This window comes from Streptosporangium sp. NPDC049644 (assembly GCF_040675205.1).
Classification (GTDB): domain Bacteria; phylum Actinomycetota; class Actinomycetes; order Streptosporangiales; family Streptosporangiaceae; genus Streptosporangium; species Streptosporangium fukuiense.
Genome location: NZ_JBFAOJ010000008.1, coordinates 127,786 through 152,605, shown reverse-complemented (window position 1 = coordinate 152,605; position 24,820 = coordinate 127,786). Strand labels below are relative to the sequence as shown.

Annotated in this window: 25 protein-coding genes; 18 read left to right on the top strand and 7 right to left on the bottom strand. The window is 68.1% G+C overall.

The genetic code is table 11. The annotated features are described in order from the left end of the window. The first annotated feature begins 165 nt into the window (after positions 1–165). Entirely contained in the window at positions 166–1,626 is a 1,461-nt protein-coding gene (locus tag AB0J58_RS07150) for an amidohydrolase family protein (protein WP_364211409.1), read from the top strand. A gap of 72 nt (positions 1,627–1,698) precedes the next feature. Here the strand turns inward: AB0J58_RS07150 and AB0J58_RS07145 are convergent, their stop codons facing one another. From AB0J58_RS07145 to AB0J58_RS07135, 3 genes are all read right to left on the bottom strand, one after another. Beyond that, positions 1,699–2,436, bottom strand: coding sequence for a TetR/AcrR family transcriptional regulator (locus tag AB0J58_RS07145; RefSeq protein ID WP_364211406.1), 738 nt, complete (start codon positions 2,434–2,436; stop codon positions 1,699–1,701). A gap of 261 nt (positions 2,437–2,697) precedes the next feature. Continuing rightward, on the bottom strand, positions 2,698–3,990 hold the full coding sequence (locus AB0J58_RS07140; RefSeq protein WP_364211403.1) for a cytochrome P450: 1,293 nt from the start codon (positions 3,988–3,990) through the stop codon (positions 2,698–2,700). A 231-nt stretch (positions 3,991–4,221) separates the two neighbouring features. After that, positions 4,222–4,887: an AIM24 family protein gene (locus tag AB0J58_RS07135; protein ID WP_343961309.1), complete on the bottom strand. Its 666-nt coding sequence runs from the start codon at positions 4,885–4,887 to the stop codon at positions 4,222–4,224. Between the two features lie 148 nt (positions 4,888–5,035). Here AB0J58_RS07135 and AB0J58_RS07130 point away from each other — a divergent pair, with 148 nt between their 5' ends. The 5 genes from AB0J58_RS07130 to AB0J58_RS07110 all read left to right on the top strand — a co-directional run bounded on the left by AB0J58_RS07130 (position 5,036) and on the right by AB0J58_RS07110 (position 10,520). Continuing rightward, positions 5,036–6,061 carry an aldo/keto reductase gene (locus tag AB0J58_RS07130; RefSeq protein ID WP_364211400.1) on the top strand — a complete coding sequence of 342 codons (1,026 nt, stop codon included), beginning with the start codon at positions 5,036–5,038 and terminating at the stop codon, positions 6,059–6,061. Positions 6,062–6,390: 329 nt separating this feature from the next. Further along, positions 6,391–7,224 (top strand): CPBP family intramembrane glutamic endopeptidase, encoded by an 834-nt coding sequence (locus AB0J58_RS07125; protein WP_364211397.1) that lies wholly within the window; start codon positions 6,391–6,393, stop codon positions 7,222–7,224. Beyond that, positions 7,221–8,375, top strand: coding sequence for a histidine kinase (locus AB0J58_RS07120; RefSeq protein ID WP_364211393.1), 1,155 nt, complete (start codon positions 7,221–7,223; stop codon positions 8,373–8,375). The genes AB0J58_RS07125 and AB0J58_RS07120 overlap by 4 nt, the downstream gene beginning before the upstream one ends. After that, a complete protein-coding gene (locus AB0J58_RS07115) occupies positions 8,372–9,031 on the top strand; it encodes a response regulator transcription factor (RefSeq protein WP_364211390.1) in 660 nt (219 codons plus the stop codon). The genes AB0J58_RS07120 and AB0J58_RS07115 overlap by 4 nt, the downstream gene beginning before the upstream one ends. Positions 9,032–9,260: 229 nt before the next feature. Further along, entirely contained in the window at positions 9,261–10,520 is a 1,260-nt protein-coding gene (locus AB0J58_RS07110) for a hypothetical protein (RefSeq protein WP_364211387.1), read from the top strand. Between the two features lie 255 nt (positions 10,521–10,775). Here AB0J58_RS07110 and AB0J58_RS07105 read toward each other — a convergent pair whose 3' ends face one another. Then, positions 10,776–11,612, bottom strand: a complete 837-nt coding sequence (locus AB0J58_RS07105) for a TetR/AcrR family transcriptional regulator (RefSeq protein WP_364211384.1) — start codon at positions 11,610–11,612, stop codon at positions 10,776–10,778. Positions 11,613–11,726: 114 nt separating this feature from the next. On the opposite strand from AB0J58_RS07105, the gene AB0J58_RS07100 reads away from it, so the two are divergent. From AB0J58_RS07100 to AB0J58_RS07080, 5 genes are all read left to right on the top strand, one after another. Next, the gene (locus tag AB0J58_RS07100) at positions 11,727–12,200 is read left to right on the top strand and encodes a flavodoxin domain-containing protein (RefSeq protein ID WP_364211381.1); all 474 of its coding nucleotides are present in this window, start codon (positions 11,727–11,729) and stop codon (positions 12,198–12,200) included. A 144-nt stretch (positions 12,201–12,344) separates the two neighbouring features. Continuing rightward, positions 12,345–12,998: a 4a-hydroxytetrahydrobiopterin dehydratase gene (locus tag AB0J58_RS07095; protein ID WP_364211378.1), complete on the top strand. Its 654-nt coding sequence runs from the start codon at positions 12,345–12,347 to the stop codon at positions 12,996–12,998. 341 nt (positions 12,999–13,339) lie between these two features. Beyond that, on the top strand, positions 13,340–13,957 hold the full coding sequence (locus tag AB0J58_RS07090) for a TetR/AcrR family transcriptional regulator (RefSeq protein WP_364211375.1): 618 nt from the start codon (positions 13,340–13,342) through the stop codon (positions 13,955–13,957). Beyond that, positions 13,957–14,157 (top strand): ferredoxin, encoded by a 201-nt coding sequence (locus AB0J58_RS07085; RefSeq protein WP_364211372.1) that lies wholly within the window; start codon positions 13,957–13,959, stop codon positions 14,155–14,157. Before AB0J58_RS07090 ends, AB0J58_RS07085 begins: the two co-directional genes overlap by 1 nt. A 1-nt stretch (position 14,158) precedes the next feature. After that, complete coding sequence (locus tag AB0J58_RS07080; protein ID WP_364211369.1) at positions 14,159–15,448, top strand: cytochrome P450; 1,290 nt, start codon at positions 14,159–14,161, stop codon at positions 15,446–15,448. A gap of 40 nt (positions 15,449–15,488) precedes the next feature. Here AB0J58_RS07080 and AB0J58_RS07075 read toward each other — a convergent pair whose 3' ends face one another. Further along, positions 15,489–16,907 (bottom strand): hypothetical protein, encoded by a 1,419-nt coding sequence (locus AB0J58_RS07075; protein WP_364211367.1) that lies wholly within the window; start codon positions 16,905–16,907, stop codon positions 15,489–15,491. Between the two features lie 43 nt (positions 16,908–16,950). On the opposite strand from AB0J58_RS07075, the gene AB0J58_RS07070 reads away from it, so the two are divergent. The 7 genes from AB0J58_RS07070 to AB0J58_RS07040 all read left to right on the top strand — a co-directional run bounded on the left by AB0J58_RS07070 (position 16,951) and on the right by AB0J58_RS07040 (position 22,871). Beyond that, entirely contained in the window at positions 16,951–17,529 is a 579-nt protein-coding gene (locus AB0J58_RS07070) for a hypothetical protein (RefSeq protein WP_364211364.1), read from the top strand. A 44-nt stretch (positions 17,530–17,573) separates the two neighbouring features. Continuing rightward, complete coding sequence (locus tag AB0J58_RS07065; RefSeq protein ID WP_364211361.1) at positions 17,574–18,104, top strand: hypothetical protein; 531 nt, start codon at positions 17,574–17,576, stop codon at positions 18,102–18,104. A gap of 42 nt (positions 18,105–18,146) precedes the next feature. Next, positions 18,147–19,082, top strand: coding sequence for a methyltransferase domain-containing protein (locus AB0J58_RS07060; protein WP_364211358.1), 936 nt, complete (start codon positions 18,147–18,149; stop codon positions 19,080–19,082). 329 nt (positions 19,083–19,411) lie between these two features. Next, positions 19,412–20,203, top strand: a complete 792-nt coding sequence (locus AB0J58_RS07055) for a hypothetical protein (protein WP_364211355.1) — start codon at positions 19,412–19,414, stop codon at positions 20,201–20,203. Next, entirely contained in the window at positions 20,200–20,817 is a 618-nt protein-coding gene (locus tag AB0J58_RS07050; protein ID WP_364211352.1) for a hypothetical protein, read from the top strand. The genes AB0J58_RS07055 and AB0J58_RS07050 overlap by 4 nt, the downstream gene beginning before the upstream one ends. Before the next feature lie 182 nt (positions 20,818–20,999). Beyond that, a complete protein-coding gene (locus AB0J58_RS07045) occupies positions 21,000–21,305 on the top strand; it encodes an antibiotic biosynthesis monooxygenase (protein WP_343961384.1) in 306 nt (101 codons plus the stop codon). Positions 21,306–21,728: 423 nt separating this feature from the next. Further along, positions 21,729–22,871: a hypothetical protein gene (locus tag AB0J58_RS07040; protein ID WP_364211349.1), complete on the top strand. Its 1,143-nt coding sequence runs from the start codon at positions 21,729–21,731 to the stop codon at positions 22,869–22,871. Positions 22,872–23,458: 587 nt separating this feature from the next. Here AB0J58_RS07040 and AB0J58_RS07035 read toward each other — a convergent pair. Then, the gene (locus AB0J58_RS07035; protein ID WP_364211346.1) at positions 23,459–23,659 is read right to left on the bottom strand and encodes a DUF397 domain-containing protein; all 201 of its coding nucleotides are present in this window, start codon (positions 23,657–23,659) and stop codon (positions 23,459–23,461) included. Next, entirely contained in the window at positions 23,656–24,489 is an 834-nt protein-coding gene (locus AB0J58_RS07030) for a helix-turn-helix transcriptional regulator (RefSeq protein ID WP_364211343.1), read from the bottom strand. The genes AB0J58_RS07035 and AB0J58_RS07030 overlap by 4 nt, the downstream gene beginning before the upstream one ends. Between the last annotated feature and the right edge of the window lie 331 nt (positions 24,490–24,820).

The following is a 24,820-nucleotide window of genomic DNA, read 5'->3' as shown; positions in this document are numbered from 1 at the left end:
AGAGACTCTGGCAAAGCTGCGGCGCCCGTCAAGGGAGTCACACATGAAAAAGGGCGATTGACAGCCACAGCACGAGGCGCGACAGTACGAGGAAATATGTTGACCGGAGTACGGACATGCGTCCGGCAACCCGATCTGATCCGCGCGCGGTAAGGAGTTCTGGTGATGAGCGAACGGATTCGGTTCGAGCCCGGCCGGCCGACGGTGCTGCGCGGCGGCACGGTGCTGCCGATGGACGACGGGCGCCGGGTGCTCACCGACACCGACGTCCTGGTCGTCGGTGACCGGATCGTGGCCGTCGGGCCCGGGTTGCCCGTGCCGGACGGCACCGCCGAGATCGACGCGACCGACGGCATCGTGATGCCCGGAATGATCGACACCCACCGGCACATGTGGCAGACCGCGATGCGTGGTTACGGCGCCGACTGGACCCTGACGCAGTACTTCGTCTGGTACTACCTGGAACACGGCAGGCTCTTCCGGCCCGAGGACGTCCACGCCGGTAACGTGCTGGCCGCCATCGAGGCCATCGACGCCGGCGTCACGACCGTCGTCGACTGGTCACACGGCCTCCAGACGGTCGACCACGCCGACGCCGCCGTGGACGCGCTGCGGTCGGTGCCCGGCCGGTTCGTGCTGGCCTACGGCAACATCCAGCAGGCACCCGCCGAATGGAGCGCCGCACCGGAATTCCGCGACTTCGTCCGACGGCGGATCACCGGGGACGACATGCTCGGCTTCCAGCTCGCCTTCGACGTCACCGGCGACCCGTCCTTCCCCGAGAAGCCCGCTTTCGAGGTCGCCCGTGAGCTCGGCGTCGGGGTCACCACCCACGCCGGCGTGTGGGGTGCCACCGGCGACGACGGCATCCGGCTCATGCACGACCACGGTTTCATGACCGCCGAGACGGTGTACGTCCACGCCGCCTCGCTGTCCGCGGACTCCTACCACCGCATCGCGGCCACCGGCGGCTCCATCTCGGTCTCCACCGAAAGCGAGCAGAGCGCGGGCCAGGGCTATCCGCCCACCTGGGCCGTCCGGGCTCACGGCATCCCGGTGTCGCTGTCGATGGACACCAGTGTCTGGTGGAGCGGCGACCTCTTCTCCGCCATGCGCACCACGCTCGGCGCCGACCGCTCCCGCGAGCACATGGAGGCCCACGCCAAGGGCGACACCGTCACGCACTGCGGGCTGCGCGCCGAGCAGGTCGTCGACTGGGCCACCCGTGGCGGTGCGCGTGCCCTCGGCCGTGACGGCGAACTCGGCACCCTGGAGGCAGGCCGCAAGGCCGACGTCGTCCTCATCAAGAACGAGCACTCACCGGTCTCGTTCCCGCTGCTCAATCCCTACGGCCACGTCGCGTTCCAGGCCCAGCGGGGCGACGTGCACACCGTCCTGGTCAACGGCCGCGTCGTCAAGCATGAGCACCGCCTGCTCGGCGTCGACCTGGCCGCCGCCCGCCGGCAGGTCGAGCAGACCGTCGAGTACCTGCGGACGACGATGGGAGAGGAGACGTGGCGGCAGGGGATGAATCCCGACGTCCCCGAGACCACCCTCCTCGACAACCCCTACACCTACACCGACTACCACAGCGACTCGACCCACACCCGCCGGGAGTCCGAGTAGCGCCGGGGCCTCTGGGCGACCGGTCCCGGTGAGACGGGCCTTCGCGCCGGATGGCGGTGGTGCGGGGTCGCCCTACCCGTTCGCCGGGCCGGGGCGGTCCAGTCCGGCGCCGAGTTCGGCGATCGCCATGTCGAACCGCTGCCCCAACACGTCCGTGGGGGGTGTCCGGTCCGGGCCCGCGGCCGGTTCGAGCCACTGGTCGGTGACGACGCGCAGCGCCGCCAGGAGGGCGGCCGCGCACACCACCGGGTAGACGGAGCCCGCCGCCCGGCCGTCGACCCGGTCGGCGGTCGGGAGCGCCGCGGGCGGATCGCGGTGCAGACCGACGCGTTCGGCGATGGCCTCGGCCAGGGCCCTCTCCTGGGCGGCGAGCACGGCCATCTGCCGGGGTACCAGTGACGGCGCCTTGCGGATCAGCCGCAGTGCCTCGATGTGGTCACGGCTCAACGCGTCACTCCGGTCCATGATGACCAGCACCGCCTCGCGGAACGCCCGCAGGACCGATTCCGTCCGCGGCCGGTTCCGGAACTCGGTGACGAGCGCCTCCGCGGCGGCCGCGGTGGAGGCCATCACGGCCTCTTCCTTGCTGGAGAAGTAGTTGAAGAAGGTCCGCAGCGCGATGTCGGCCTCTTCGGCGATCTGCTCGACGGTGACGTTCTCGACTCCGTGGCGTACGGACAGGCGCAGTGCCGCCTGGCGTAGCGCGGCCCGGGTGGCCTGCTTCTTCCGTTCGCGGCGCCCGGTGACCGGCGCTGAGGCATCGGCCTTGGCGGTGCGGGTGTTCACCGTGGCCGATGCGGGGTGGGACATCCCGCCCTCCTCTCCTGCCACGGTCGGGCCACCTCGGCCCGCCTTCTACGGGCTGCGGGTACAGGCCGGCTTCCCATGATATTCAGCGAGGGGACCGCCGGGCTTACCCGGCGTCGCGAAACGGGACGGTGCCTACCTGGGCCGAGGGAAGCGAGAAGCCGCTCCCCTCGGGGGAGGAGTCACCGTGAGTTTCCTGTGGATGTCCGCCCGGTCCCGAACCCGGTCTCCTCCGAGCACGGGCGGGCGCCGGTCAGAACCTGATCAGGACCAGGCCACCGGCAGCGAGTGCACTCCGAAGATGAGCATTTCGTTGCGCAGCGGCACCTCGTCGGCGGGTACGGCGAGGCGCAGGTCCGGCAGGCGGGTGAACAGCTCGCCGAGCCCGATCCGCATCTCGACGCGGGCCAGTTGCTGACCCAGGCACTGGTGGACGCCGTGTCCGAAGGCCAGGTGCGGGGTGCGGGGGCGCTGAAGGTCGAGCCGGTCGGGTTCGGGCCAGTACCGAGGGTCCCGGTTGGTCTCGGGCGTCGCGATCACGACCGTGGCACCGGCGGGGATGTCCACTCCGCCCAGGGTGACGGGCTCGGTCGTGACCCGGCTGACACCGAGCTGGATGATGGTCAGGAAGCGCAGCAGTTCCTCGACCGTGTTGTCGATCAGGGTGGGGTCGGCGCGCAGCGCGGCGAGCTGGTCGGGGTGCTCCAGCAGCGCGAACGTGCCCAGGCCCAGCATGTTGGCGGTGGTCTCGTGACCGGCGCCGAGCAGGACGAGGGCCATGTCGACGAGTTGGGCGTCGGTCAGCGGCGGGTCCGCGTCGTGGACGAGCCCGGAGAGCATGTCGTCGGCGGGCCTGGCGCGCTTGTCGGCCACCAGGCGCTGGATGAACGCGTAAAGCTCGGCGCCGGCCTGGGCTCGTTCCTCTTGGCCGGAACCGGTGTTCAACGCGATGGCGGTGCGTTCCTGGAACTCCGCCCGGTCGGCGTAGTCGACGCCGAGCATCTCGCAGATGACCAGTGAGGGGAGCGGCAGTGCGAACGCCGGCACGAGGTCGGCCTCGGTGCCCGCCGCCTTCATCGCCTCGATGTGCCCGACGGCGATCTCGGTGATCCGCGCCTCCAGCGCCCGCATCCGCCGTACGGTGAACTGGCCCGTCAGCAGCCGCCGCAACCGGGTGTGCTCCGGCGGATCCATGAAGACGAAGAGCCCGTCCTCGCGGTTCTCGACGCTCGGCGGCGGTTCGTAGGTCTCCTTGGCCGCCATCTCGGCCACCTCGTGCGGTTGTAGCTGCGTGGCCTCGCGATGACGGACCCGGTCGGCGCTGAAGCGCGTGTCGGCCAGCACGGTACGGGCCTCGTCGAAGCCGGTCACCAGCCAGGCCTGCGCGCCGTTGAGCAGCCGCAGCGGCTGGACCGCGCCCTGACCGCGCCGCTGCCGCAGGCCGGATGGCGGATCGAACGGGCAGCGCCCCCGCTCCACCATGTCCGCGGGCAGGACCCGGCGCATCGCCGTGGGGGCGGCGCCCGGCGACTCCTCCCTGGAGCTGGCATTGCTCATCGGCACGTCCTGTTCCCGGGCGGGCGATCGGCCGCCCGTAGCGATAGGGGCCGGTCCAGGCTACTCGAAAACATGCACGTCGCGCATTAATGCCTGACATGCATACTCGTGGTGGAAAGCGCGACGAGCTGGAGCGACCGCGGCCGGGCAGAGCGGAGAGCGCCGCCGGCCCACCCGCCACGGGTACGGCCCGAACCGGTCGCGGACATCGCGAAACCGAAAGAACCGCTTCTACTGGGCCGGCACCACCGGCGGGCCCTCGCTCGCCTGGACGAGGACGAATCCCTGACCCTGGAAGGCGAGCTGCATGGCCTCGCCACTGCCGCGGCCGATCAGCGCGCCGACCTTCATCGTTCGGTTGACGCCCACGTGCAGGCCGGCACTCCAGCAGACCGCGGACTGGCCGTCGGCGAAGGTCGGCATCTGGGAGGTGTCGAGGAGCACCGGCGTGCCGTGCGCGGTGACCGCGACCCAGCCGGTGCCCTTGATCGTCATGTTGAACAGGCCGCCCGCGGCGATCCCCGCGCCCTGCACGCGCTGGATGTCCCAGGTGAGCTGGGGATCGAAGGCCAGCAGGTTGCGGCCGTTGACGGTGAGAGCCTCGTTCTCCAGGTAGAACAGGTGGATGTCGTCGGCGTTGTCGGCCAGGAACAGCAGGCCCTGCCCTCTGACGCGCATCAGCGGGGCGCCCTCGCCGGTCACCATCTTCTTGAACAGTTTTCCGACCCCGCCCGATCCCTCGTAGTCGAAGTCCATCTGGCCCTGGAAGGCGACCATCGACCCCTGCCTGGCGAGCACCTCGTGCGGTAGCCGGACGCGAAGCATCTTGGAGTTCTGCAGGGCGAAGTTGGCGGGAACCTGCTGGGAGTCCAGGTTCCCGAAGAGTGCGCTGCGCATGAGACTCCTTTTGATGGAGGCGGTCGACATGGGTAGTGACGAACGGGGACAGGATTCTGGTTCCTGGGAGCCCTGCGATGCTGGTGGTCGGGGGCGTCACGTCGCCCCCGAGGGAGGTTCCTTCGTATCGGCTATGAGAGGGCGAACAATGCGTACCACGACGCTCGGTCCCGACGGTCCCGAGGTTGGCGTTCTGGGTCTGGGCTGCATGGGGATGAGTTTCAGCTATGACCTGGCGACCCCGCGGGACGAGGCCACGCTGATCTCGGTGATCCACCAGGCGCTCGACGCGGGCATGACGCTGCTCGACACCGCGGACGTGTACGGGCCGTTCACCAACGAGGAGCTGCTCGGCCGGGCGCTGGCGGGCGGGCATCGGGAGCGCGCGGTGCTGGCCACCAAGGTCGGCACACTCACCCGGGACTCCGAGGGCAACCCCGTTCAGGGCCTGGACGGCCGCCCGGAGCACGTCCGGAGGTCGATCGACGAGAGCCTGAGCCGGCTCGGCACCGATTATGTGGACCTCTACCAACTGCACCGGGTGGATCCCGAGGTGCCGATCGAGGAGACCTGGGGAGCGCTGGCGGAGACCGTGGCAGCGGGCAAGGCGCGCCACATCGGCCTGTCCGAGGTGACGGTGGAACAGATCGAGCGGGCACGGTCGGTGCACCCGGTGACCTCGGTGCAGTCCGAGCTGTCGCTGTGGACCCGGGACTGGATGACCGAGGTACTGTCCTACTGCACCGAGCAGGGCATCGCCTTCCTGCCCTACTCGCCCTTGGGCAAGGGCTTCCTCACCGGGCGGTTCTCCTCGTTCGACGACCTGCCCGAGGAGGATTTCCGGCGGAGACTACCGCGCTTCCAGCAGGAGGCGCTGCGCGCCAACCTGGACATCGCGGTCCGGGTGCGTCAGATCGCCGAGCGCGTCGGCGCCACCCCGGCCCAGGTGGCGCTCGCCTGGGTGATGGCCCAGGGGCAGTACGTCGTTCCCATCCCGGGGACCAAGACCCCGAAGTACCTCGCGGAGAACGCCGGAGCGGCGGAGGTCGAGCTGAGCTCGGCGGATCTGGCCGAACTCGATGCCCTGCCCGCGCCGCGGGGTGACCGCTACGGAGCAGCGGACCCGGCCCGTCAGCCGTCGTGGAAGGACTGGTCGGCCGCCTCTCGCGGGTGATCTCCACGCGGCCCTTCCCGTCACCTGGCCTTCCCCCGATCGACGTCATGGTCTCTCTTCGGCGCCAGTGGTTTCCCATGCCGCCGGGAGCCTGATCGTTCGTGGCTCGCTCACCGGGCGGTCAGGTCGAGGCGGTCCGGGGATTGCCCGGTGCGGGTCTGGCCCGGATCCCGGGGCGACTCCCTACCGGGCTCTCCACCAGGGCTGTGTCCCCCGTGCGAGCTACCCGCGAATGTCAACCGCGTGGTGACGATTCCAAACCGTCGGATCCGTAGCGTTCTCGACGTAGCCGCGGCGCTCCGGCCGCGGGATCTGACAAGGGAGTCGTCATGCGCCTGTTGAAGCAGCTCGTGGCCGTCGCGGCGGTCGCCTTCGTCGGCAGCATGGGCGTGGGTGCGGTACAGGGGAACACCCTTCTCACCCTGGTCCTCGGTGTCGCGACAGCCGCGCTCGCGGTGTTCGTGTACGCCCGGGTGGTGCGCTGGTCCGAGCGCCGAGAGCCGGTGGAGGTGGCCACGAAAGGTGCCGCCGCCGCCGTCGGCCGGGGGACGCTGATCGGCATCGGGATGTTCGTGGCCGTCATCGCGAACATCGCCGTCCTGGGCGGCTACCGGGTCGTCGGCCAGGGCTCGGTGTCGGGCGCGGTCGCACTGTTCGGCTTCATGGCCGCGGCCGCCGTGACGGAGGAGCTGATCTTTCGCGGCATCCTGTTCCGGATCATCGAGGAACGTGCCGGCACCTGGCTAGCGCTGGCCCTGACCAGTCTGCTGTTCGGCATGTCGCACCTGTTCAACCCGAACGCCAGCCTGTGGGGCGCGATCGCCATCGCGATCGAGGCCGGCGCCATGCTCGCCGCCGCCTACGCCGCCACCCGCACCCTGTGGGTGCCGATCGGCCTGCACTTCGGCTGGAACTTCGCCGCGGCCGGCATCTTCAGCACCGAGGTATCCGGCAACGGCGCCACGGAGGGGCTGCTGCACGGCGTGACGTCGGGTCCGGCCCTGCTCACCGGTGGCGGGTTCGGGCCGGAGGCGAGCCCGTACGCGGTGGCGTTCGGCGCGCTGCTGACCATCGTGTTCATGTGGCTGGCCCACCGGCGCGGCAACCTGGTCCCCCGCCGGCGCGGTGCCCGGACCGACGCGACCGCTACGCTCTCCCAGTGATCGATCTCCGGCGGGTCCCAGACCTGTGGCGGCGGTGCGACGTCACGGTCCGGGATTTTCCGTTCGCGCTGCTGCTGGCCGTCGCGTCACTGCTGCCGGCGTTCCACGGCAACGGGACGCAGGTCGGCGACCTGCCGGCCCGCCCCTTCGACGCGCTGGCCGTCGTAGTGATCGCCCTGGAGTGCCTCCCGCTCACCGTGCGCCGACGGTGGCCGGCCCTCTGTCTCGCCCTGGTGTCGCTCGGTTTCGCCCTCGACCAGCTCCGCGCCTACCACACGTTCGCCGGCACCGCACTGGCCATCGCGCTCGTGAGCGCGGGCGCCTATCTGGAACGTCACCGGCGCGTCACCATGGTCCTTCTCTCCGCGGCGTACCTGCCGCTGGCGGTCGCGCTCGACCGGCTCGGCTCGACCGAGGGGCCGGAAGGTTTCGTGGTGTTCTACCTGCTGCTGGTCCTGGCATGGGGCATCGGGGCTTGGCTGCGCTCCACCTGGGCCGCCGAGGCCGAACGCCGCCGTCACGTCGCCGAGGCCACCCGTGCCGCCGAACGCACCCGCATCGCCCGCGAACTCCACGACGTCGTGACCCACCACGTGACGGCGATGGTCGTACAGGCCGAGGCGGCACGCTACCTGACCGCGGTACCCGATCGCCTCGACACGACCCTGAGCGCCGTCACCGACACCGGCCGGCGGGCCATCAGCGATCTGCGGCACCTGCTCGACCTGCTCAACCCCGACCACGACAGCGATGTCAGGACGCCGCCCGTCGGCGAACTCTCCACGCTCGTGGAGCAGACGCGCCAGGCCGGGCAGCCGGTGGAGTTCACCGAGGAGGGCAAGCCGGCGGAGTCGGCTGGCAGCGCCGAGTTCGTGGCCTACCGGGTCGTGCAGGAGTCCCTGACCAACGCCCTCAAATACGCCCATGGCAACCGCACCGTGGTCCGCGTGCGCTACGGCGAAAAGGAGATCACCGTGGAGGTCGGCACCGACGGCTCCGGCTCACAGAACGGCTCGCCCGGCGGGAGCGGGCGGGGCCTCGCCGGGCTCCGCGAGCGGGTCGACGCCCTGGGCGGCGAGTTCGACGCGGACCGGCGGGCGGACGGCGGCTTTGCCGTGCGGGCACGCATCCCCGCGGGAAGCCCGTCATGAACGCGCCGGTTCGGGTGCTGATCTGCGACGACCAGGCGCTGATCCGCACCGGGTTCGCGACGATCATCGGCGCGCAGCCCGACCTCGAGGTGGTGGGCGAGTGCGGGGACGGTCGCGCCGCGGTCGACCTCGCCCGCCGGCTGCAACCGGACGTGGTGGTGATGGACGTACGGATGCCGGTGCTCGACGGCATCGAGGCGACCCGCCTGCTGGCCGGTGCCGGGGTGGCGCATCCGGTCAAGGTGCTCGTGGTGACGACGTTCAACCTGGACGAGTACGTGTACGAGGCGCTGCGCGCCGGGGCGAGCGGGTTCCTGCTCAAGGACGCCCCACCGGCGCAGCTCCTGAACGGCATCCGTACCGTCGCGGCAGGCGCCGCGCTGCTGGCACCCGAGGTGACGCGGCAGCTGGTCGGCAGGTACGCGTCGCGGATCCGTCCCGCCGAGGGCACGCCGGACGACGTCGCGCTGACCCCACGCGAATTGGAGGTCCTGCGCCTCATCGCCGACGGCCTGTCCAACAGCGAGATCGCCGCGACGTTGGTGATCAGTCAGGAGACCGTCAAGACGTATGTGTCGCGCATCCTCACCAAGCTCGACCTGCGTGACCGCGTGCAGGCGGTGGTCTACGCCTACCGCAGGGGCCTGGTGACCTGAACCCGCCACGGCTGCCGGCTCACGCATGCCGCGGAAGGCGAGCTCGATCGATGTCCGGCCCATCGGTCGCTGAACGCTCGGCCTGAGCGAGCAAACACATGCTTGACGATCAGGGCGATACGCGATCTCTTAGGTGAAGCGGCCGAGCCTCAGGAGATCTTGACGCCATCGACGCGGCATGTTGTGATCCATATATCCGTTATTTCATACTTATTCAGTAGGAAATGGGGTGGCTGTGAGGTTTCTCCGGCGGATGGCCGCGACGGTCGCGCTCCTGGTGGGCACGGTCGGCATCCAAGTCGTCCAGAGCGGAGCGGCTCAGGCGGCCCTGCCCACCGCCGCCGTCGCGCTCGGCGACAGTTTCATCAGCGGGGAGGGCGCGGGGAACTACCAGCCCGTCGTCGACGCCTCCGGGACGGCGCAGGCCTTCCCCGGCTGGTCGGCGGCCAACAGCAACGCCTACTTCTGTCACCGGTCGGCGAACGCCTCGTTCTTCAAGGCGTCGTTCCCCGATATCCAGGACCGCTTCAACCTCGCGTGCTCCGGTGGCCAGCCCGCCGACATCGCCAACCCCTCCAGCGCCCGCGCCAAGGGCCGCTCCGTCGCCTCGCAACTCGACCAGCTACGCGCCGTCGCCCAGACCCACGACATCGACGTCGTCCTCATCGGCCTCGGTTCCAACAACACCCAGTTCACCTTCGGCGACGTGGCCACGGTGTGCGCCAACCGCTTCATCGCCGACGCCTGGACGGGCTGGTGGGAGTTCTGGGCCTACCTGGGCGGCGAGGTGCCGCAGGAGCCCTGCACCGTCTCGGACCTGGCCTCCGACGCCGAGGTCGCCACCGCCACCACCGAGACCACCGCCGCCCTGCGCCAGATCCTCGACACCCTCACCCAGATCGACGCCGACGGCGTCCACCGTGTGATCCTGCAGACCTACACCAACCCGCTGCCGCTCGACGTCGCCCCGCAGTACCGGGACGAGGACAACCGCACCGACACCCGCGACAAGTTCCGCGCCCTCGGTGCTGAGCGGTACGCCGCCGGCTGCCCGATCCACCGCGCGAGCCTCGCCCCCGGGCATGTGTTCTCCCAGAACCTCGGCTCCCTGGTCAAGAACGCCTACACCACGCTGGCGGCCGAGCGTCCGACGGCCGACCTGCGCGTACTGGACGTCCAGAAGGCCTTCGACGGGGCCCGGCTCTGCGAGAACCCCGGCAGCCCGACGGGCGCGCTCGCCACGCCGGTCCGGGTGCAGGACGGGCCGTCCGGCACGTTCGTCACCAGCCTCTCCGGCTGGGACAAGATCGGCGTCCAGCGGGTGGCGAACACCTGCGTCACCTACTTCCAGACCTGCCAGGAGTCATGGCACCCCAACGCCGCGGGCCACGCCGTCCTCGGCCAGTGCCTGACCGGCGCCCTCACCGCCGCGCCCCGCACGATCGTCACCTGCGCCCGCAACGCGAACGGCACGCTCACCATCTCCTGACGTCTCTTTTCGATACGCGACAGCGCGCGGGTTGCCGTAGGCGAGAAGTTCGTCGATCGTGAAGGGTGGTCAAAGCAGATCTCCGGCGACGCGCCGGGGATTCTCGCGGTGGCGTGGACCATCTCGAACTTCTCTGCCTGCTCGTATGCCTCTGGATGGGCGGCGAAGAAGGTATCGACGATGTCCGGGGCAAGCCGGCCACGCTCACCGACCAGGTAGCCGTCGGCTTTCGCCCGATCCCGGACGGGAAGAACGTCAGGTCCCGCGCCGGGCGTGGCCTTTCTCCACGAGGGTCGCGAGTTCGTCGAGGAGGGCGATCGAAGCGGCGATCCGTGTCGCGGTCCAGTGGACGGAGGGATCGGGTTCGAGGTAGGAGAGCATGGTGGCGACAAGGGCATAGGTCGTGCTCGTCCAGCGCGACTCCAGTGAAGAGCCGAACGCCCGGGCCTGGAACGACGTGCTCTCCTCGTTGACGGAGGCGCGGACCACGAACCCCATCAGGAGCGCTCCCATGGCTTGGGACATCAACTCGAAGCCTGCGTCGTCGGCCAGCGGAGTGGTGAGCCGGTACCCGAGCAGCTTCGGAAGGCGGCTGTACACGGCTGCGCGCTGTGCCACGAAGGAGTGCTCCGCCGCTGCCAGTTCGGCCGTGACGGCCGCGCGCAGGTCACTGTCGGGCAGGCTGCTGCAGGTCGCGCGGAGTGCGAGGTAGTCGCGCCATTCGCGCGAGGTCGCGAAGCGCTGGAAGTCAGCCTCCAGGGCGATGCGCAGGCCCTCGACGACCAGTGTCCGGCGTCCCGCCTCCGTTGCCAGTTCGCCCTGGTGCGCGGATATGAACCCCCGGAGAGCGTCGATCTCTTCGGTACCCTCCGGTTCGAGCCGGGTGTCGCGCACGACCCGCACGAGCACCTCGCGAAGGAATCCGGCCCGGCTCGGCCAGTGGCGGTAGGCCGTGGCCCGGGCGACTCCCGAGGTGGCGATCGCCTCCTCAAGGCTGATGCCGTCGAGACCCACCGTGATGCCGCGCTCGCGCACCCGGGTGATGGCGGCGTCGATGATCCGGTCGGAGGGCTTGCGGCGGGGACTGTTCACGCTGCTAGCATCTCAAATGAGACATCATGTCTCAAATTCTGCTTGAGGGAGGTGACCGCGTTTCGCCGCCGCTGCACGACTGGTTCATCGATGCCCGCAACTACTGGAGGAAAAATGCGTGTGGTCGTTGTTACCGAGTCCTGCTTCGGTAACACCTCACAGGTGGCCGAGGCCATCATCGAAGGGTTGCGCTCGGGCGGTGCCACGGTGGAGGCGGTATCGGCCGACTCCGCGCCGCCATCCCTGTCCGCCGATCTGGTCCTTGTTGGTGCGCCGACGCACAACATGGGCCTGCCCAGCAGTGCTTCGCGTAGCCAGGCCGCGCAGAAGGGCGGTAGCGCCCCGTCCTCTGGTGTCCGCGAGTGGATCGATCGGGTTGATTCGGTCGACGGTCGGGTCATCGCCTTTTCGACCACGACCGGTGGTCTGTTCGCCGGTTCAGCGAGCAAGGCGATCGTAAAGGCGTTCAAGCGCCACAAGATCCGAGCCGAACGTGGCACGGATTTCACCGTCATGGGCACGCCGGGCCCTCTGGCCGGCGGGGAACTGGCCCGAGCGCGCGAGTGGGGCCGCACACTACAGGTCTGATCCGTCCATGCCGAACCTGACCGGGCGCCGGCCTCGTCCTCACTTGAAGGACGGGGCCGGTGTGAGAGGACATGTCGGCGTACTTTTGGAAGTGCAGAGCTGAGTACGGTAAGCGGGCAAATCCGTAACACGCAAGAATGTCTTATGGGCAAACTGACCGGACAGCAGATCGCAGACGAAGGGCTGGACGGGTGGGCATACCTGCTCGACGGTCTGCAGACCCGCATCCACACCAAGAACTTCGCGACCGGGCTCTCGGTCGTCAACGCCATCGGCGCGGCAGCCGAGGAGATGAACCATCATCCCGACCTCAGCCTCCGCTACACCCACGTGGACGCTCGGTTGACCAGCCACGACGAGCGCGGGGTCACAGACCGCGACATCCGGCTGGGCCGCGTCATCTCCGCCATCGCTGCCGACGCCGGGGTGCGGTTGGAGTCCTCGAACATCTCCCGGCTCGAACTCGCCCTCGACACCCCGGCCCGAGCGTCGATTCTGCCGTTCTGGGCCGCAGTGCTGGCGACGGAGCATCTGTCCGGCCTCGATTACGGCGACGAGGTCCGCGACCCGGCCGACGTTCTGCCGACCGTGTGGTTCCAGACCTCCGGCAGCGAGGAACCCCGCCAGCGCTGGCATCTCGACATGTGGGTGGATCCTGCGCAGGTCCAGCCACGCATAGACGCAGCGCTCGCCGCCGGCGGCACGCTGGTCAGCGACGCGGAGGCACCGAGCTTCTGGGTGCTCGCCGACCCTGAAGGCAATCGGGCCTGCCTGTGTACCTGGCAGGCGCGTGGCTGATGTCAGCACCCGGCGGCCATGGCCAACGCGCCGATCAACCTCAAAGACGTACCGACATGTTGTCCGGCGTCGCCGAACATGACAGCGAGGCTTGAGGCCACCTGGGCACTGTCATTTTGATCAGGACGCCCGAACGACATTCAAAGTGACAGTGCGATCCGAGCATGGTTCGGAGGGACTCTGTGGCGAGGTGAGGCCATACCGCTCCTGGCCTATTTCGACGCTGGGGGTCAGAAACAGGCACCGGGTATGGCGGCGCCGAGGATGGGGCGGCGGAGGTGTCGCGGTGGTTATAGGACAAGGCTCTTGACGAATTAAATGAATGCTCTTTTACTTCGTGTATGGGGCGTATCGCGGGCGTCACCGCCGCCGAGACCCGGGAGCGGCTGCTGGACGCGGCGGCGGAGGTCTTCGCCAAGCGCGGGTACGACGGCACGCGGGTGGCCGACATCGCCGCGGCCGCGGGAGTGAGCAACGGCGCGCTGTACGCGCACTTCGGCTCGAAGGCCGAGCTGCTCGTGACCGCATTGCGCGCGCACGGGCCACGGCTGCTCGCCGACCTGTTCGCCGCCGACCCCGACCGGTCGATCACGGATCTGCTGCTCGTCATCGGCCGCCGGCTGCCCCGCCGGCGCGACGCCCGAGGTTTCCTCACCATCGAGGCGCTGGTCGCCGCCCGTCGTGACGAGGACGTCGCCCGATCGATGCGTGACTACGTCGGCGAACGCTCCGACTGGCTCGCCGGACTGGTGCGCATCGCCCAGAACGACGGCGAGCTCGATCCCACGCTGTCGCCGGACGCGCTCGCCCACTTCTGCCTGCTGCTCGCGATGGGCAGCGCGCTCGTCCCGGCCGGCCTGCACGGGGTCGACGACGCGGAGTGGAGCACGCTGCTCACCCGGGTCGTGGCAGGCCTCGCCCCTGCTGACGACACCACCGCACAGAGCGGAGCACCGTAGTGAGAGTCCAGATAAATTCTGAAAAATGCCAGGGACATGGCCGCTGCTACGACCTCGCCCCCACCCTGTTCACCGAGGACGAGGAGGGCTACGGGCAGGTCATCGCGGACGGCGTCGTGCCGCCGGGAGATGAGCAGGTGGCCCACCTGGCCGTGTCCAACTGCCCCGAACGAGCGATCGACATCGTGCAGGAGGTGTGACATGACCGGCGACGACCGCTTCACCCGGGACTTCCGGGAATCGCGGGCAGACCTGCCCGTCGGCACCCGCAACGAGATCATCACCGGCCCGGTCTCGGACTGGGCGACCGACTTCTCCCACCTGGAACCCGAGTGGGCCGCCGACCCGTACCCCATCCAGGACGACCTGCGGCAGCGCTGCCCGATCGCGCACACCGACCGGTTCGGCGGCGGCTGGCTGCCCACCCGCTACGAGGACGTCGCCGCGATCGCGTACGACACCGAGCACTTCTCCTCGCGGTCGATCGTCATGAGCAACTTCCGGCCGCCCCGGGAGGTGGCGCCGGTGGGTGGCACGCCGCCGATCTCCTCCGATCCACCGTTCCATCATGACGCGCGCAGGCTGCTGCTTCCGGTGTTCACCAAGAGCGCGGTCGCCAAGCGGGAGCAGGCGACGAGGGCGTTGTGCCACTCGCTCATCGACGGGTTCGAGGGGCAGCCCACCGTCGACGCCGCCCGCGACTACGCCCAGTACATCCCGATGCGGGTCATCGCCGACATGCTCGGCTTCCCACCCGAGGACGGGCCGCGGTTCCGTGAGTTCATCGAGAACACGCTCGAAGGCGTCAACCTGCCGCCGGAGGAGCGCATGGCGCGGATGGGGAGTCTGTTCGACTACCTGCTCGCGCAGGTCCGTGATCACGTCGACAACCCGCGTGACGACCTGACGACGTACCTCATCAACGCCGAGCTGTACGGCCGCAAACTCGACCCGTCGCACGTGGCCGGCACGATGGCCCTGCTGCTCATCGCCGGCATCGACACGACCTGGAGCGCGATCGGTGCGTCGCTGTGGCATCTGGCGAGGACCCCGGCCGACCGCGAGCGCCTGGTCGACGAGCCCGCGCTGCTGCCGACCGCGATGGAGGAGTTCCTCCGAGCCTACGCGCCGGTCACGATGGCCCGGCTGGTCAAGGAGGACACGCACTGGAACGGCGTCGACATGAAGGCGGACGACTGGATCCTGCTGTCGTTCCCGGCGGCCAACCGGGACCCGGAGCAGTTCGAGCGGGCGGACGAGATCGTCATCGATCGTGAGGTCAACCGGCACGCCGCGTTCGGCCTCGGCATCCACCGCTGCGTGGGCTCCCACCTCGCGCGGATGGAGCTGCGGGTCGCTTTGGAGGTCTGGCTTGAGCGGATCCCGAACTTCAGCCTGCACGACCCGGCGGCCGTGACCTGGTCCACCGGCCAGGTCCGCGGGCCTCGGACACTTCGGCTCCACATCGACCAGGCCCGGTCTCCGGCGTGAATCGTCCGTGCGTGGTGACAGACGTACCGATTGGAGCGGTTCAGCTGCGTCTCCGGAGCTCGCCTGTCGCCAGATGGAGGTAGTAGACGCGTTCGCTCAGGGAGGCGCGGACCAGGAAAAGGCCTTGTTCGGACCAGCCGAGGCCGACGTCAAGGAAATCGTCGCCGGGGAACTCAGGAGTGACGCTGGACAAACGCCTGCCGGTTTCTGAGTCGAAGGTCTCGACGCGACTCCCGAAGTCCCGGATGACCACAAGGCGTTTTCCGTCCGGTCGGAGGTGGTACGTGTCCGCGCGGGTGTTCTTTTTGGTCTTCCTGAGGGGAAGGCTCATCCGCGTCTTTCCTCGGTGGTCGAGCACGAGCACCTGAGAGGCCGTCGTGACCACGATCCCGCTCCTGTTGAGGGAGTGGACGCGTTGAGCATCGGGGATCGACATCGTGGTCCAGGTCTTGGTATCGATGATCCGGGCGCCTTCCCTGGTGAGGGCGACATACCTGTTCTGACCGAGGAACACGGGTGTGGGTACTTCGGCGTCGGCCAGGTTTTCGGTGAGGTGGTGAACGCCCTTGGCGTCCTGGTACGCCATGCGGCGGTCGTCTCTGCCCAAGTAGACGATGGCCTTTTTGTTGGGACTACGGATGAACGGCGCCTGCCGGGGTGCCTTGCCTTTTCTGGCGGTGTAAGGCGCGGCCTGCGGGAACGGTTGCCCGTTCACCAGCCAGTACCGGCAGGGATCGTCCATCTGATCGATCCACGGACAGGTGGGCGCCGCGTATTCGTCCACCTTCGTGAACACGGCCGTGTCCTTCCGGAACGACCTGGGCATCGAGTATTCGGGCAGTTCGCGCTGTGGTGGCTGCCCGGGAGTGAGCATCGTGCCCGCCAGCACGACCGCGGTTCCCGCGAGGTAGAGGTTTCGCGTTGACCATCGGTGAATCGCCAGACCGGCCCGGATCGTGTCCTCGGGTGCTTCGGTTGCCGGCCCGGTCCGCGGATTCCGGGCGGCAAACGATACGGCCGCCGTCACGATGATCATGATGACGGCATGGGTCAGACGTGCCGGAGTGGCGCCCTGGTTCGTCAGCAGATAACCGCCTGCCACCGCGGCACCGCCCACACCGAGCAGCCAAGCCTTTCGGTAGATCTCCATGTCGTGGCCCTCCGCGTCACCGTGATCGCGGAGCGTTGGGAACAGTGGTCGTACGTGGAGGAAGACGGAAACGACACACCAGCCCAGCACCAGGTAGAACGGATCGTCGGTGAAACACGCCAGGGGGGCGGCGAAGACGAGTGCGATCAGACGCCACCGGCGCAGACCGGCGAAGTGGTCGATGACCTGATGGGCGTTGGTCGCTGTGACGGAAAGGTTAAGGAGCGCGGTAAATCTGGTGAGTCGCTCCTGTGTGACTGGCATGGCCGCCACCAACACGGTGATTACGGCGGCTACCCAGGAGATCATTGGGGGTATCGTCACGAGATGCCACCATATATGGTTTTGAACCGTGGATTCAGGTGACATATGGCAGCAATTCGGCGTTGCTACCTGGCGCTCTCAGCGGGTGCGGTCGTTGGTCTCGGCGACGGTGTTCGGTTGCCTATCACTTGTGCTCATTGCGACGGTCATGTGGTGGTCGGGGGCGATGACTCCGCATATCCGATGGAGCATCAGCGATTTCTTCCTCTACCCCGAGGTGGACAAGAACGGTGTCCTATACGCCAACGTGCATATCGAGCTTGAAAACGAAGGGACATCCTTCACCCTCACCGGTCTCTCGGCAGAAATGCCGGGCCTCCGTCTGCTACCCGCTGACGAGGCGAAAAAGGAACGCTCCGTGGTCACCGTGAAGGGTGGTGGCTTCGAAACCGTGACGAGGCGCATTGTCATCACCGACTGCGCGGCGGTGCCACACGAGCCCCAGCCGGTCAGATTCACGTACGAAACCTGGATGGGGTCGGGGTCGGCGGAGGTGACGTGGGACTCATGGCAACTGACAGGATCCGAGGGGCGTCTCCAGGTCGCCTGGCAGCGAGGTCTCGCCGGCAAGGTCTGCAATGAAGTGGTGAGTTCGAAGTGGTTCTGAGAGGCGACTCGTCCGCGGCGGACAAGCCTGAAAGTTCAGGGGGTATGCGCCCGGTCGCAAAGATCGCCACCGGTTTCGTCTTCGTCTTCGGTGCCTTCCGCCTCAACGGTTTCGACCTGCTGTTCGACCCCGTCGGATGGGGTCTGTGCGTGTCCGGACTGTTCTGGTTGGAGCGATCCGTCGACGATCCCTTCGGCCGGGCCAGGCTGGCCGCTGTCGCCATGGTCTGCGCCTCGCTCGTCGCCACGATCGTGTCCCTCGCGGATTCGAGCCGTACCTTGTCGACCTCCTCTCTGGGGGAGGTGATCGGCATCGCCAACACGGCAGGTAGCTTGATCACCGTTTGGCTGGTCAGCGACGCCATCATCAGACAGATGCGTCCTCGCGGGGCCACCTCCCCGGCCGCCTTGCTCGACGTACTGCGCTGGGCCGTGGTCAGCTTGGGAGCGCTTGGCGTGTTGGCCGGTTACGGCTATGCCGATCTGGGAGTTTTCGCGTTGGTCGCCTGGTTCGCGGCCATCGTCGCCTTGATCGTCCTGCTCTACCACTCGGCCCGTCTGCCGTACCTCGCCTAGGCGCTCGGCATCCACCGCCGCGTGGGCTCCCACCTCGCGCGGATGGAGTTGCGGGTCTGGCTTGCGCGGATCCCGAACTTCGGTCTCCGCGACGGCGGCGAGGCTGACGGTCGGTCGCTCGACGTCGCCCAGTCATCCTTCACGTTCGGCTTCGGCGATCCTGGCGTGGAGGTTCTCGATGATCGCTTCCAGGCGGGGCCGTTCGCCTGGCCTCACGACCAGTACCGGGCGTCGAACACGTGCTTCCCTGAACCAGCGGTGGCCGGGCGGGCGGGCGGGAGTGAAGATCGTGATTCTCTCGTCTCAGCGTCAGGAACTACTGTCGCGGGCATGCTTGAACACGATGTCCTCAGTGTCACCCGTGAGGCCTACGATGCCGCGGCCCCCGTGTATGCGCAGCTGTTCCGCGGTGAGCTGCGTGACAGGCCCCTGGACCGCGCGATCTTGGGTGCCTTCGCCGAGGTGGTAGGCGCGGGTGGCGACGGTCAGGTCGCGGACCTGGGGTGCGGGCCTGGCCATATCACCGCTTACCTGGATGAGTTGGGGCTGGCGGTGTTTGGCGTTGACGCCTCTCCCGCGATGATCGAGTTGGCTCGACAGGCCTATCCGGGTCTGCGGTTCGACGTGGGTTCGATGGCCGCGGTGAACATCGCTGACGGTGTGCTGGGCGGCGTACTCTCGCGTTGGTCCGTCATCCACACTCCACCGCAGGAACTCCCCGCCATCTTGGCGGAGTTCCACCGTGTGCTGGCACCTGGCGGCCACCTGCTGATCGGCTTTTCGGCCAGCGACGATCCGTCCCACCCGACACAGGTCTTCGATCACACAGTCGCGCCGGCCTATCGGTGGTGGCCTGATCACCTCGCCGCGATGCTGCGCGAGTCCGGGTTGGCCGAGGTGGCCCGGATGGTTCGTGAGCCTCAGCCCACCGACCGACGGCAGTTCCAGGAGATTCACCTGCTCGCCCGCAAAGCCTAGGCAGGGGCTGTCCGGCCGATGACATGACCGCATCCGAACGGGAGTCGCCAGGCTCCAGGCGTCGACTCATGATCAGGTCTCACCGCCCATTCGAGCTCCGACGGTGTTGGACGCCTTACTCGCGCGACGCGCCTGATCACCGAGAGTCCCCCAAGATGAATTCGTGAACCCTCCGGGCGCCGAGGTGCGACAGGCAGATGTGAAATCAATGAGAAGCCGGCTCGGATGAGCGGCCGCTGGAGTTCGAGGGTCGCCGAAGGCGACCGTGAAGCGTTCGAGGTGCATGGTCACCCGTCGTTGTCCGGAGACGCCGTGACGGAGGTGGCGGCGTGACCGCCGAGGTGTTGGATGTGTCCGGATCGCGGGTCGTGCCGCCGCTCGCCCTGAACGAGGCCTGGCGGCTCCTGCGGCATCCGCTCACCCTGCTGGGCCTGGCGCTGTGGATACTGCGGATCGCCCAGGACGGCTGGGCGGGGCCGCGACCCGCGTTCGCCGCGCTGACCTCGGAGATGACCATCTTCTGGGGGGTTCCGGTCTTCTTCGCCGCGAACCTGGTCGCCGGCGCCGCGCGGCGGGCCGAGGAGACGCTGTCGGTCGTCCCCTGTGACCGAGAGCGGCGCACCGCCGCGCTCTGTCTCGCCGCTCTCGGCCCGTTCGCACTGACCTGTGCGGCGCAGGCCCTGCTGGCCGGACTCTACGTGATCACCGGCAACGAGCTGGAGCGTTTCCCGTCCCTGGCGGAGCTGGGCACCGGGCCGCTGAACGTGCTGGGGGCCTGCCTGCTCGGGGTGGCCGTCGCCCGATGGCTGCCGTGGCCGGGGGCGCCGGTGCTCGTCATGCTGGCGCTGGCGGCCTTCAACAAGATCATGTTTGATCACGGGGGCCAGTACATGCTCGGCTTCTACCTGGACTTCACGATCTGGGGGCCCGCACCGTACCTCGCCCCGGCGGGGTTCATCCCCGGGCACGCCGGTCCGCACGCTCTCTACCTGCTGTCGCTCGCCCTCGGGGCGGGGGCACTGGCGATGCTCAGGGACACCTCGCGGCGCGGGCTCTGGCTGGGGGCCGGGGCGGTCGCCGTGCTCTGCGTGGTGATCACGGGCATCGGGCAGCTTCCATGATCCGCCTGGCCCAGGCGGCCCTGCTGGCGCGGCTGAGCGGCAGGGTGATCCGATGGCAGCCGCTGCTGGGTGCGCTCCTGCTCACCGGCGCGGTCCTGGCCTGGCCCCATGACGAACCGCTCACCTGGAAGGGGGCGATCTGGTCGTTGCGGGTGATCGCCGCTCTGGTCACACTGGCCGTGGTGTTCGTGCTGGACGACGCGGCGGCCGACATGCTGGCGTCGGTCCCGCTGTCGCTGGGGGTACGGACCGCGCTGCGGGTGGGGTTCGCGCTGGTGTGGATTGTTCCGATCTGGGGGGTGTCACTGCTGGTCCTGGCGCCGGATATGCCGACGGTGTGGATCCTGTGGTCGACGGTGGAGCTGGCGGGGCTGCTCGCCGCGGGGCTGGCCGGCGCCGCGCTAGCCAGGAGGCGCGGCATGCGGGAGCCCGGTGTCGTGGCGGCGCCCGGTGTGGCGGGTGGATGGCTGCTGCTGTTCACCCTGCCGGGGCCGGTCGCGATGTTCACGCTCCGGCCGCAGGATTGGACAGAGGCGCATCTCCGCTGGTCGCTGCTGCTGGTGGCGGGTCTCGCGGTGCTGATCCGGATGTCGCGCGATCCGGCGCGGCGGTGAGCCGGGGACCGTTGGGCTGGACGAGGAATCCCCGGTCTCCGACGGCGACGGCAAGGCGGGAGCCACCCGGGCGGACGGCGGCCGGCTCGTCAAGGCGCGAGGCGCCGGGGAGCCGAATCATCTTGCCGACATGGTGTCGCTAAAATGCTGAGGTCAGCTGTCCCGATTCCCGAAGGACCACCATGTACGTAGTTCACAATCGCATCGAAGTCACCGCCGAACGGGCCGCCTCTTTCGAGGAGGCCTTCAGCGCCAGCATGCGCGCGACGCTCGCCGGGGTGCCCGGTCTCCAGCGCAGCCTGCTGATGCGCCCGACCAAGCCCGGGGACCCGTACGTGTCGACCATGGAGTTCGACTCGGCCGAGGACTTCCGTGCCTGGATGAAGTCCGACTCCTTCAAGGCCGCCCACTCCGATGCCGACGCGCCCGGCATGCAGGCCCCCTCGGCGATCGAGCTGTTCGACGTTCTGGAGGACTTCTCGGCCTGAACCACAGTCATGAGCGTGCGGCAGCACATCTGGTGGCCGCTGCGGTCGGAGGCGCGTGGCCGCGCCGACATCTTGTCGGGCACGTTGTCCGGCTTCGCCTTTCGCGTTACTCAGCGGATTCTAGATTGACTTCCATGACGGTAAGAGGCGGTGCGGGGCGGCGGGTGGTGCGGATTCACGCGCCCGCGTTCGCCGCGTGTGCCGAAGTCGTGTCCGTCCGAGCCCGTGGAGCACTGCGCTCGCCGAGCTACGCGAGGCCGCGCTTGGGAGGGTGGTTGTCGCACGCGTATGGGGAGAGGGGCCGCTGCCCGAGCATGATCCTCGTACGTCGGCGCAGTGGTCGAGATCCACGGGCCCGGTGGCGGACCGTCCACGACCACCTCCTGAAGCTCAAGCATCCGACCGCCGTGACGAGGACATCGCATGATCACCAAAGGCACTGTCGACCGCCTCATCCGCTTCGACAGCGGCGGCCTGCCGGTTCTCTCCATGTACGTCGCTGTGGGCTTTGACGAGTTCGAGGCCGTCCGTACCCGGGTGAACAGCCTCATCACCCGGATCCGCCCGCTCACCGAGGACCAGTCGCTCGACCGGCGGGCACGACTCTCGTTGCGGCAGGACATCGAACGCATCGAGGGCATACCGGAGCTCGGGCGGGGCACGGTCGGTGCCGTCGCGGTGTTCGCGTGCGGCGAGGGCGACCTGTTCGAGGTCGTGTCGCTCCCGCGCAAGGTGCGCGACCAGGTCGTGGTGGACCAGACTCCGTACGTCCGTCCCATGCTCGCGGTGCTCGACGAGTACCACCGCTGCTGCGTCCTGGTCGTCGACAAGGAGTCGGCCCGCGCGTGGGAGTTGTACCAGAAGGAGATGCGCGAGATCGGCGAGGTGCGAGGGAGCGTCCTGCGCAAGCCCGACTACGCGGGCTGGGCCGGTCTCGCCGAGTACACGGTCCGCAACAAGGCCGATGACCTCGTCAAACGCCACTATCGCCAGACCGTGAGCCTGCTCGACAGGCTCTTCCGCGCCGAGGACTACGACCTGCTGGTCGTGGGCGGTCGGCAGAACGAGGTCACCGTCTTCCTGGACTTCCTGCCGCAGCAACTGCGCACGAAGGTCGCGGGTGTCTTCAACGTCGACACGGGCAAGGTGGCGACGTCCGAGGACATCCGGGAGAGCGCCGAGCGTCTCGTCGCCGACTACGAACGTGCGGAGGAACGCCGTCTGGTGCAGGAGGTCTTCGAGAAGGCCGCCGTCGGCGGCAACGCCGCGATAGGGATCGACGAATGCCTGTGGGGCGGCACCACCGCCGCGATCGGCACCCTGCTCATCCAGGACGGTGCCGAGGTCCCCGGCGTGGTCTGCGACGAGTCCGGTTGGCTGGCCCGCTCCGGCCAGACCTGTCCGCTCTGCGGCGGTGCCACGCGCCAGGTCCCCGACGTCCTCGACGAACTGACCGAAACGGTCATCAACGAAGGCGGCTCCGTCGAACACGTCGTCGTCGACACCCAACTGAAAGACCACATCACAGCCGCCGCCCTCCGCTTCCCCCTACCGCCGAGACCCTGACGGGGACTTTCGCCCTCCACCCGACAGTTCGCCGTCCGCACGCACCGGTTCCGAACGGCGGCTATGGTCGGCACGCTCGCCGCCCTCGCCGTACCGGGGTCGCGTTACCGCACACGGAAGACTTTTCCCCACAGTCGATATACCCTCACCGTGCACCTGCGGCGCACATGATGAGGAGCGGCCTTGCTTCCTGATGGAGCGGAGGAGGTCCTCCTCGGGCTTGCCTACGAATTCGTGTACGCAGTGCTCATACTCGTCGGCCTGGTGTTCTGCGTCGGCTTGCTCATCGTCGTGACCGCCACGGTGATCATGGGTGCTCTTTACCCTGCGCTTCGCCGTCTTTCGGACCTCCGGCGGGGGCCTGAGTTCCAGGACGATCGTCAGCCGCAAGAATCGGCTCTGTGGTGGCTTGGGGAGGATCCTGGCCTTCCCCGCCACGTCCCAGGCGAGCCCAACATCCCGACTCCTTCGTATCAAGGCCGCCTATGACCGTTGGTGTCCAAGCTCCATAACTCGTGACCAGGCGGGAGCTCATGTGGCCGGGTGACTTCTCGGATGATTCCGGTTGCGCGACACACGGCGTTGGGTTAAATCTCTCCGTTACGGATGCCCGTCAGGAAGTTGTTCCAGGTTGCCGGGGAGAAGGTCAGCACTGGGCTCGATGGGTCCTTGCTGTCCCGGATGGCAACGATACTGGGCAGGTTCGTGGCCACCTCAACGCAATCGTTGCCGCTACCGCTGAGGCTGGACTTACGGAAATCAGCAGTAGACAGGTCGGGGGAGATCATGCCTTGCTCCTCATCGCAGCTATCAGTTTCGTGGATTCCTGGGGGGACAAGCACGCGCCGGTGAGGCGCTCGAACATGAGCATAAGCCTGCGGACCTGATCCGCCGCCTCCACATAGACCTCACCAGCCTGACATTCGGCGTATCCAATGTCGGGGTCTTCGTCGCCGAAGCTGAGGATGGAGAAGGCTCCTTCCAGTCCGATATGTGCACCGTTCGCGATTGGCAAGACCTGGACGGTGACGTTTGACCAATCCGAGATCTGAAGGATGTCGTCAAGCTGTTCGGTCATGATCTCGGGTGCTCCGATAGGGCGGTTCAGGGCGCCCTCATCCATAAGGACATGCAGCACCGATGTCTTTGAGCCGAGAAGGTTGATCTTCCGCGCCATGCGAGCATCCACACGGCGGTCCAGTTCGGAGCTGGTCAGGTTCGGCCATCCGGCCCGGATGACTTCGCGGGCGTAACCCTCGCTCTGTAGTAGTCCTGGGATCAGGAGTGGCTCCCATTTGTGGATCATGGTCGCCTCTGCCTCGAACTCGATGTAGCTGCCGGTGAACACGTCCGAGTAGGCCGTCCACCAGCCGCGTCGGGTCACCTCCCGGGCGAGCTGCACTGCGGCGTCGGCGGTGGCCTGGTCTACGCAGTACAGGTGGCAGATGGCCGCCACATCCTCGGTCGCCGGAGCGATCTTGCCGGTCTCGAACCGGTTGAGCTTCGACCTGGACCAGCCAAGTTGCTCGGCGGCGGCCTCGGTCGTCAGGCCGGTGGTCGCGCGCAGGGTGCGCAGCTCACGCGACAGACGGCGTAGACGGACCGTGGAGTGCTTCATGCGGTCAGTTTGCCGCAGCTCAATCGGTTCCTCCTGCTCAACGCAACAAATATGTGCGATGGGGTTGCCAGCCTGAGATTCTCACTGCATCATGATGCTCGTCACTTAGAGTAGGGAAATTCGAACAGTCGGTGACGGGTCTGCGCTCCGTGCTGACGCAAGCAGCCTTGACACAAATCGGGCTCGTCAGCGGTGTGGGCCACCGTCGACGAGCCCTTGATCAGGAAGGCGCTCTCGACCCATGGCCAGACCCAGTGCCCCACTTCTCGACTCGCAGACGGCAAGGGAACGCTGCGGTTGCTTCGTCAATGCGGCGCCGATGCCGATGGGC

Excerpts from the sequence above, each read along its gene's own strand:
- AB0J58_RS07135 (WP_343961309.1), bottom strand. The coding sequence starts at position 4,887 with ATGCGCAGCGCACTCTTCGGGAACCTGGACTCCCAGCAGGTTCCCGCC.
- AB0J58_RS07060 (WP_364211358.1), top strand. The coding sequence starts at position 18,147 with ATGGAGTTGCGGGTCTGGCTTGCGCGGATCCCGAACTTCGGTCTCCGC.
- AB0J58_RS07095 (WP_364211378.1), top strand. The coding sequence starts at position 12,345 with ATGGGCAAACTGACCGGACAGCAGATCGCAGACGAAGGGCTGGACGGG.
- AB0J58_RS07145 (WP_364211406.1), bottom strand. The coding sequence starts at position 2,436 with ATGTCCCACCCCGCATCGGCCACGGTGAACACCCGCACCGCCAAGGCC.
- AB0J58_RS07090 (WP_364211375.1), top strand. The coding sequence starts at position 13,340 with ATGGGGCGTATCGCGGGCGTCACCGCCGCCGAGACCCGGGAGCGGCTG.
- AB0J58_RS07115 (WP_364211390.1), top strand. The coding sequence starts at position 8,372 with ATGAACGCGCCGGTTCGGGTGCTGATCTGCGACGACCAGGCGCTGATC.
- AB0J58_RS07080 (WP_364211369.1), top strand. The coding sequence starts at position 14,159 with ATGACCGGCGACGACCGCTTCACCCGGGACTTCCGGGAATCGCGGGCA.
- AB0J58_RS07140 (WP_364211403.1), bottom strand. The coding sequence starts at position 3,990 with ATGAGCAATGCCAGCTCCAGGGAGGAGTCGCCGGGCGCCGCCCCCACG.
- AB0J58_RS07065 (WP_364211361.1), top strand. The coding sequence starts at position 17,574 with ATGCGCCCGGTCGCAAAGATCGCCACCGGTTTCGTCTTCGTCTTCGGT.
- AB0J58_RS07075 (WP_364211367.1), bottom strand. The coding sequence starts at position 16,907 with ATGATCTCCTGGGTAGCCGCCGTAATCACCGTGTTGGTGGCGGCCATG.
- AB0J58_RS07130 (WP_364211400.1), top strand. The coding sequence starts at position 5,036 with ATGCGTACCACGACGCTCGGTCCCGACGGTCCCGAGGTTGGCGTTCTG.
- AB0J58_RS07040 (WP_364211349.1), top strand. The coding sequence starts at position 21,729 with ATGATCACCAAAGGCACTGTCGACCGCCTCATCCGCTTCGACAGCGGC.
- AB0J58_RS07045 (WP_343961384.1), top strand. The coding sequence starts at position 21,000 with ATGTACGTAGTTCACAATCGCATCGAAGTCACCGCCGAACGGGCCGCC.
- AB0J58_RS07150 (WP_364211409.1), top strand. The coding sequence starts at position 166 with ATGAGCGAACGGATTCGGTTCGAGCCCGGCCGGCCGACGGTGCTGCGC.
- AB0J58_RS07125 (WP_364211397.1), top strand. The coding sequence starts at position 6,391 with ATGCGCCTGTTGAAGCAGCTCGTGGCCGTCGCGGCGGTCGCCTTCGTC.
- AB0J58_RS07035 (WP_364211346.1), bottom strand. The coding sequence starts at position 23,659 with ATGATCTCCCCCGACCTGTCTACTGCTGATTTCCGTAAGTCCAGCCTC.
- AB0J58_RS07030 (WP_364211343.1), bottom strand. The coding sequence starts at position 24,489 with ATGAAGCACTCCACGGTCCGTCTACGCCGTCTGTCGCGTGAGCTGCGC.
- AB0J58_RS07100 (WP_364211381.1), top strand. The coding sequence starts at position 11,727 with ATGCGTGTGGTCGTTGTTACCGAGTCCTGCTTCGGTAACACCTCACAG.
- AB0J58_RS07050 (WP_364211352.1), top strand. The coding sequence starts at position 20,200 with ATGATCCGCCTGGCCCAGGCGGCCCTGCTGGCGCGGCTGAGCGGCAGG.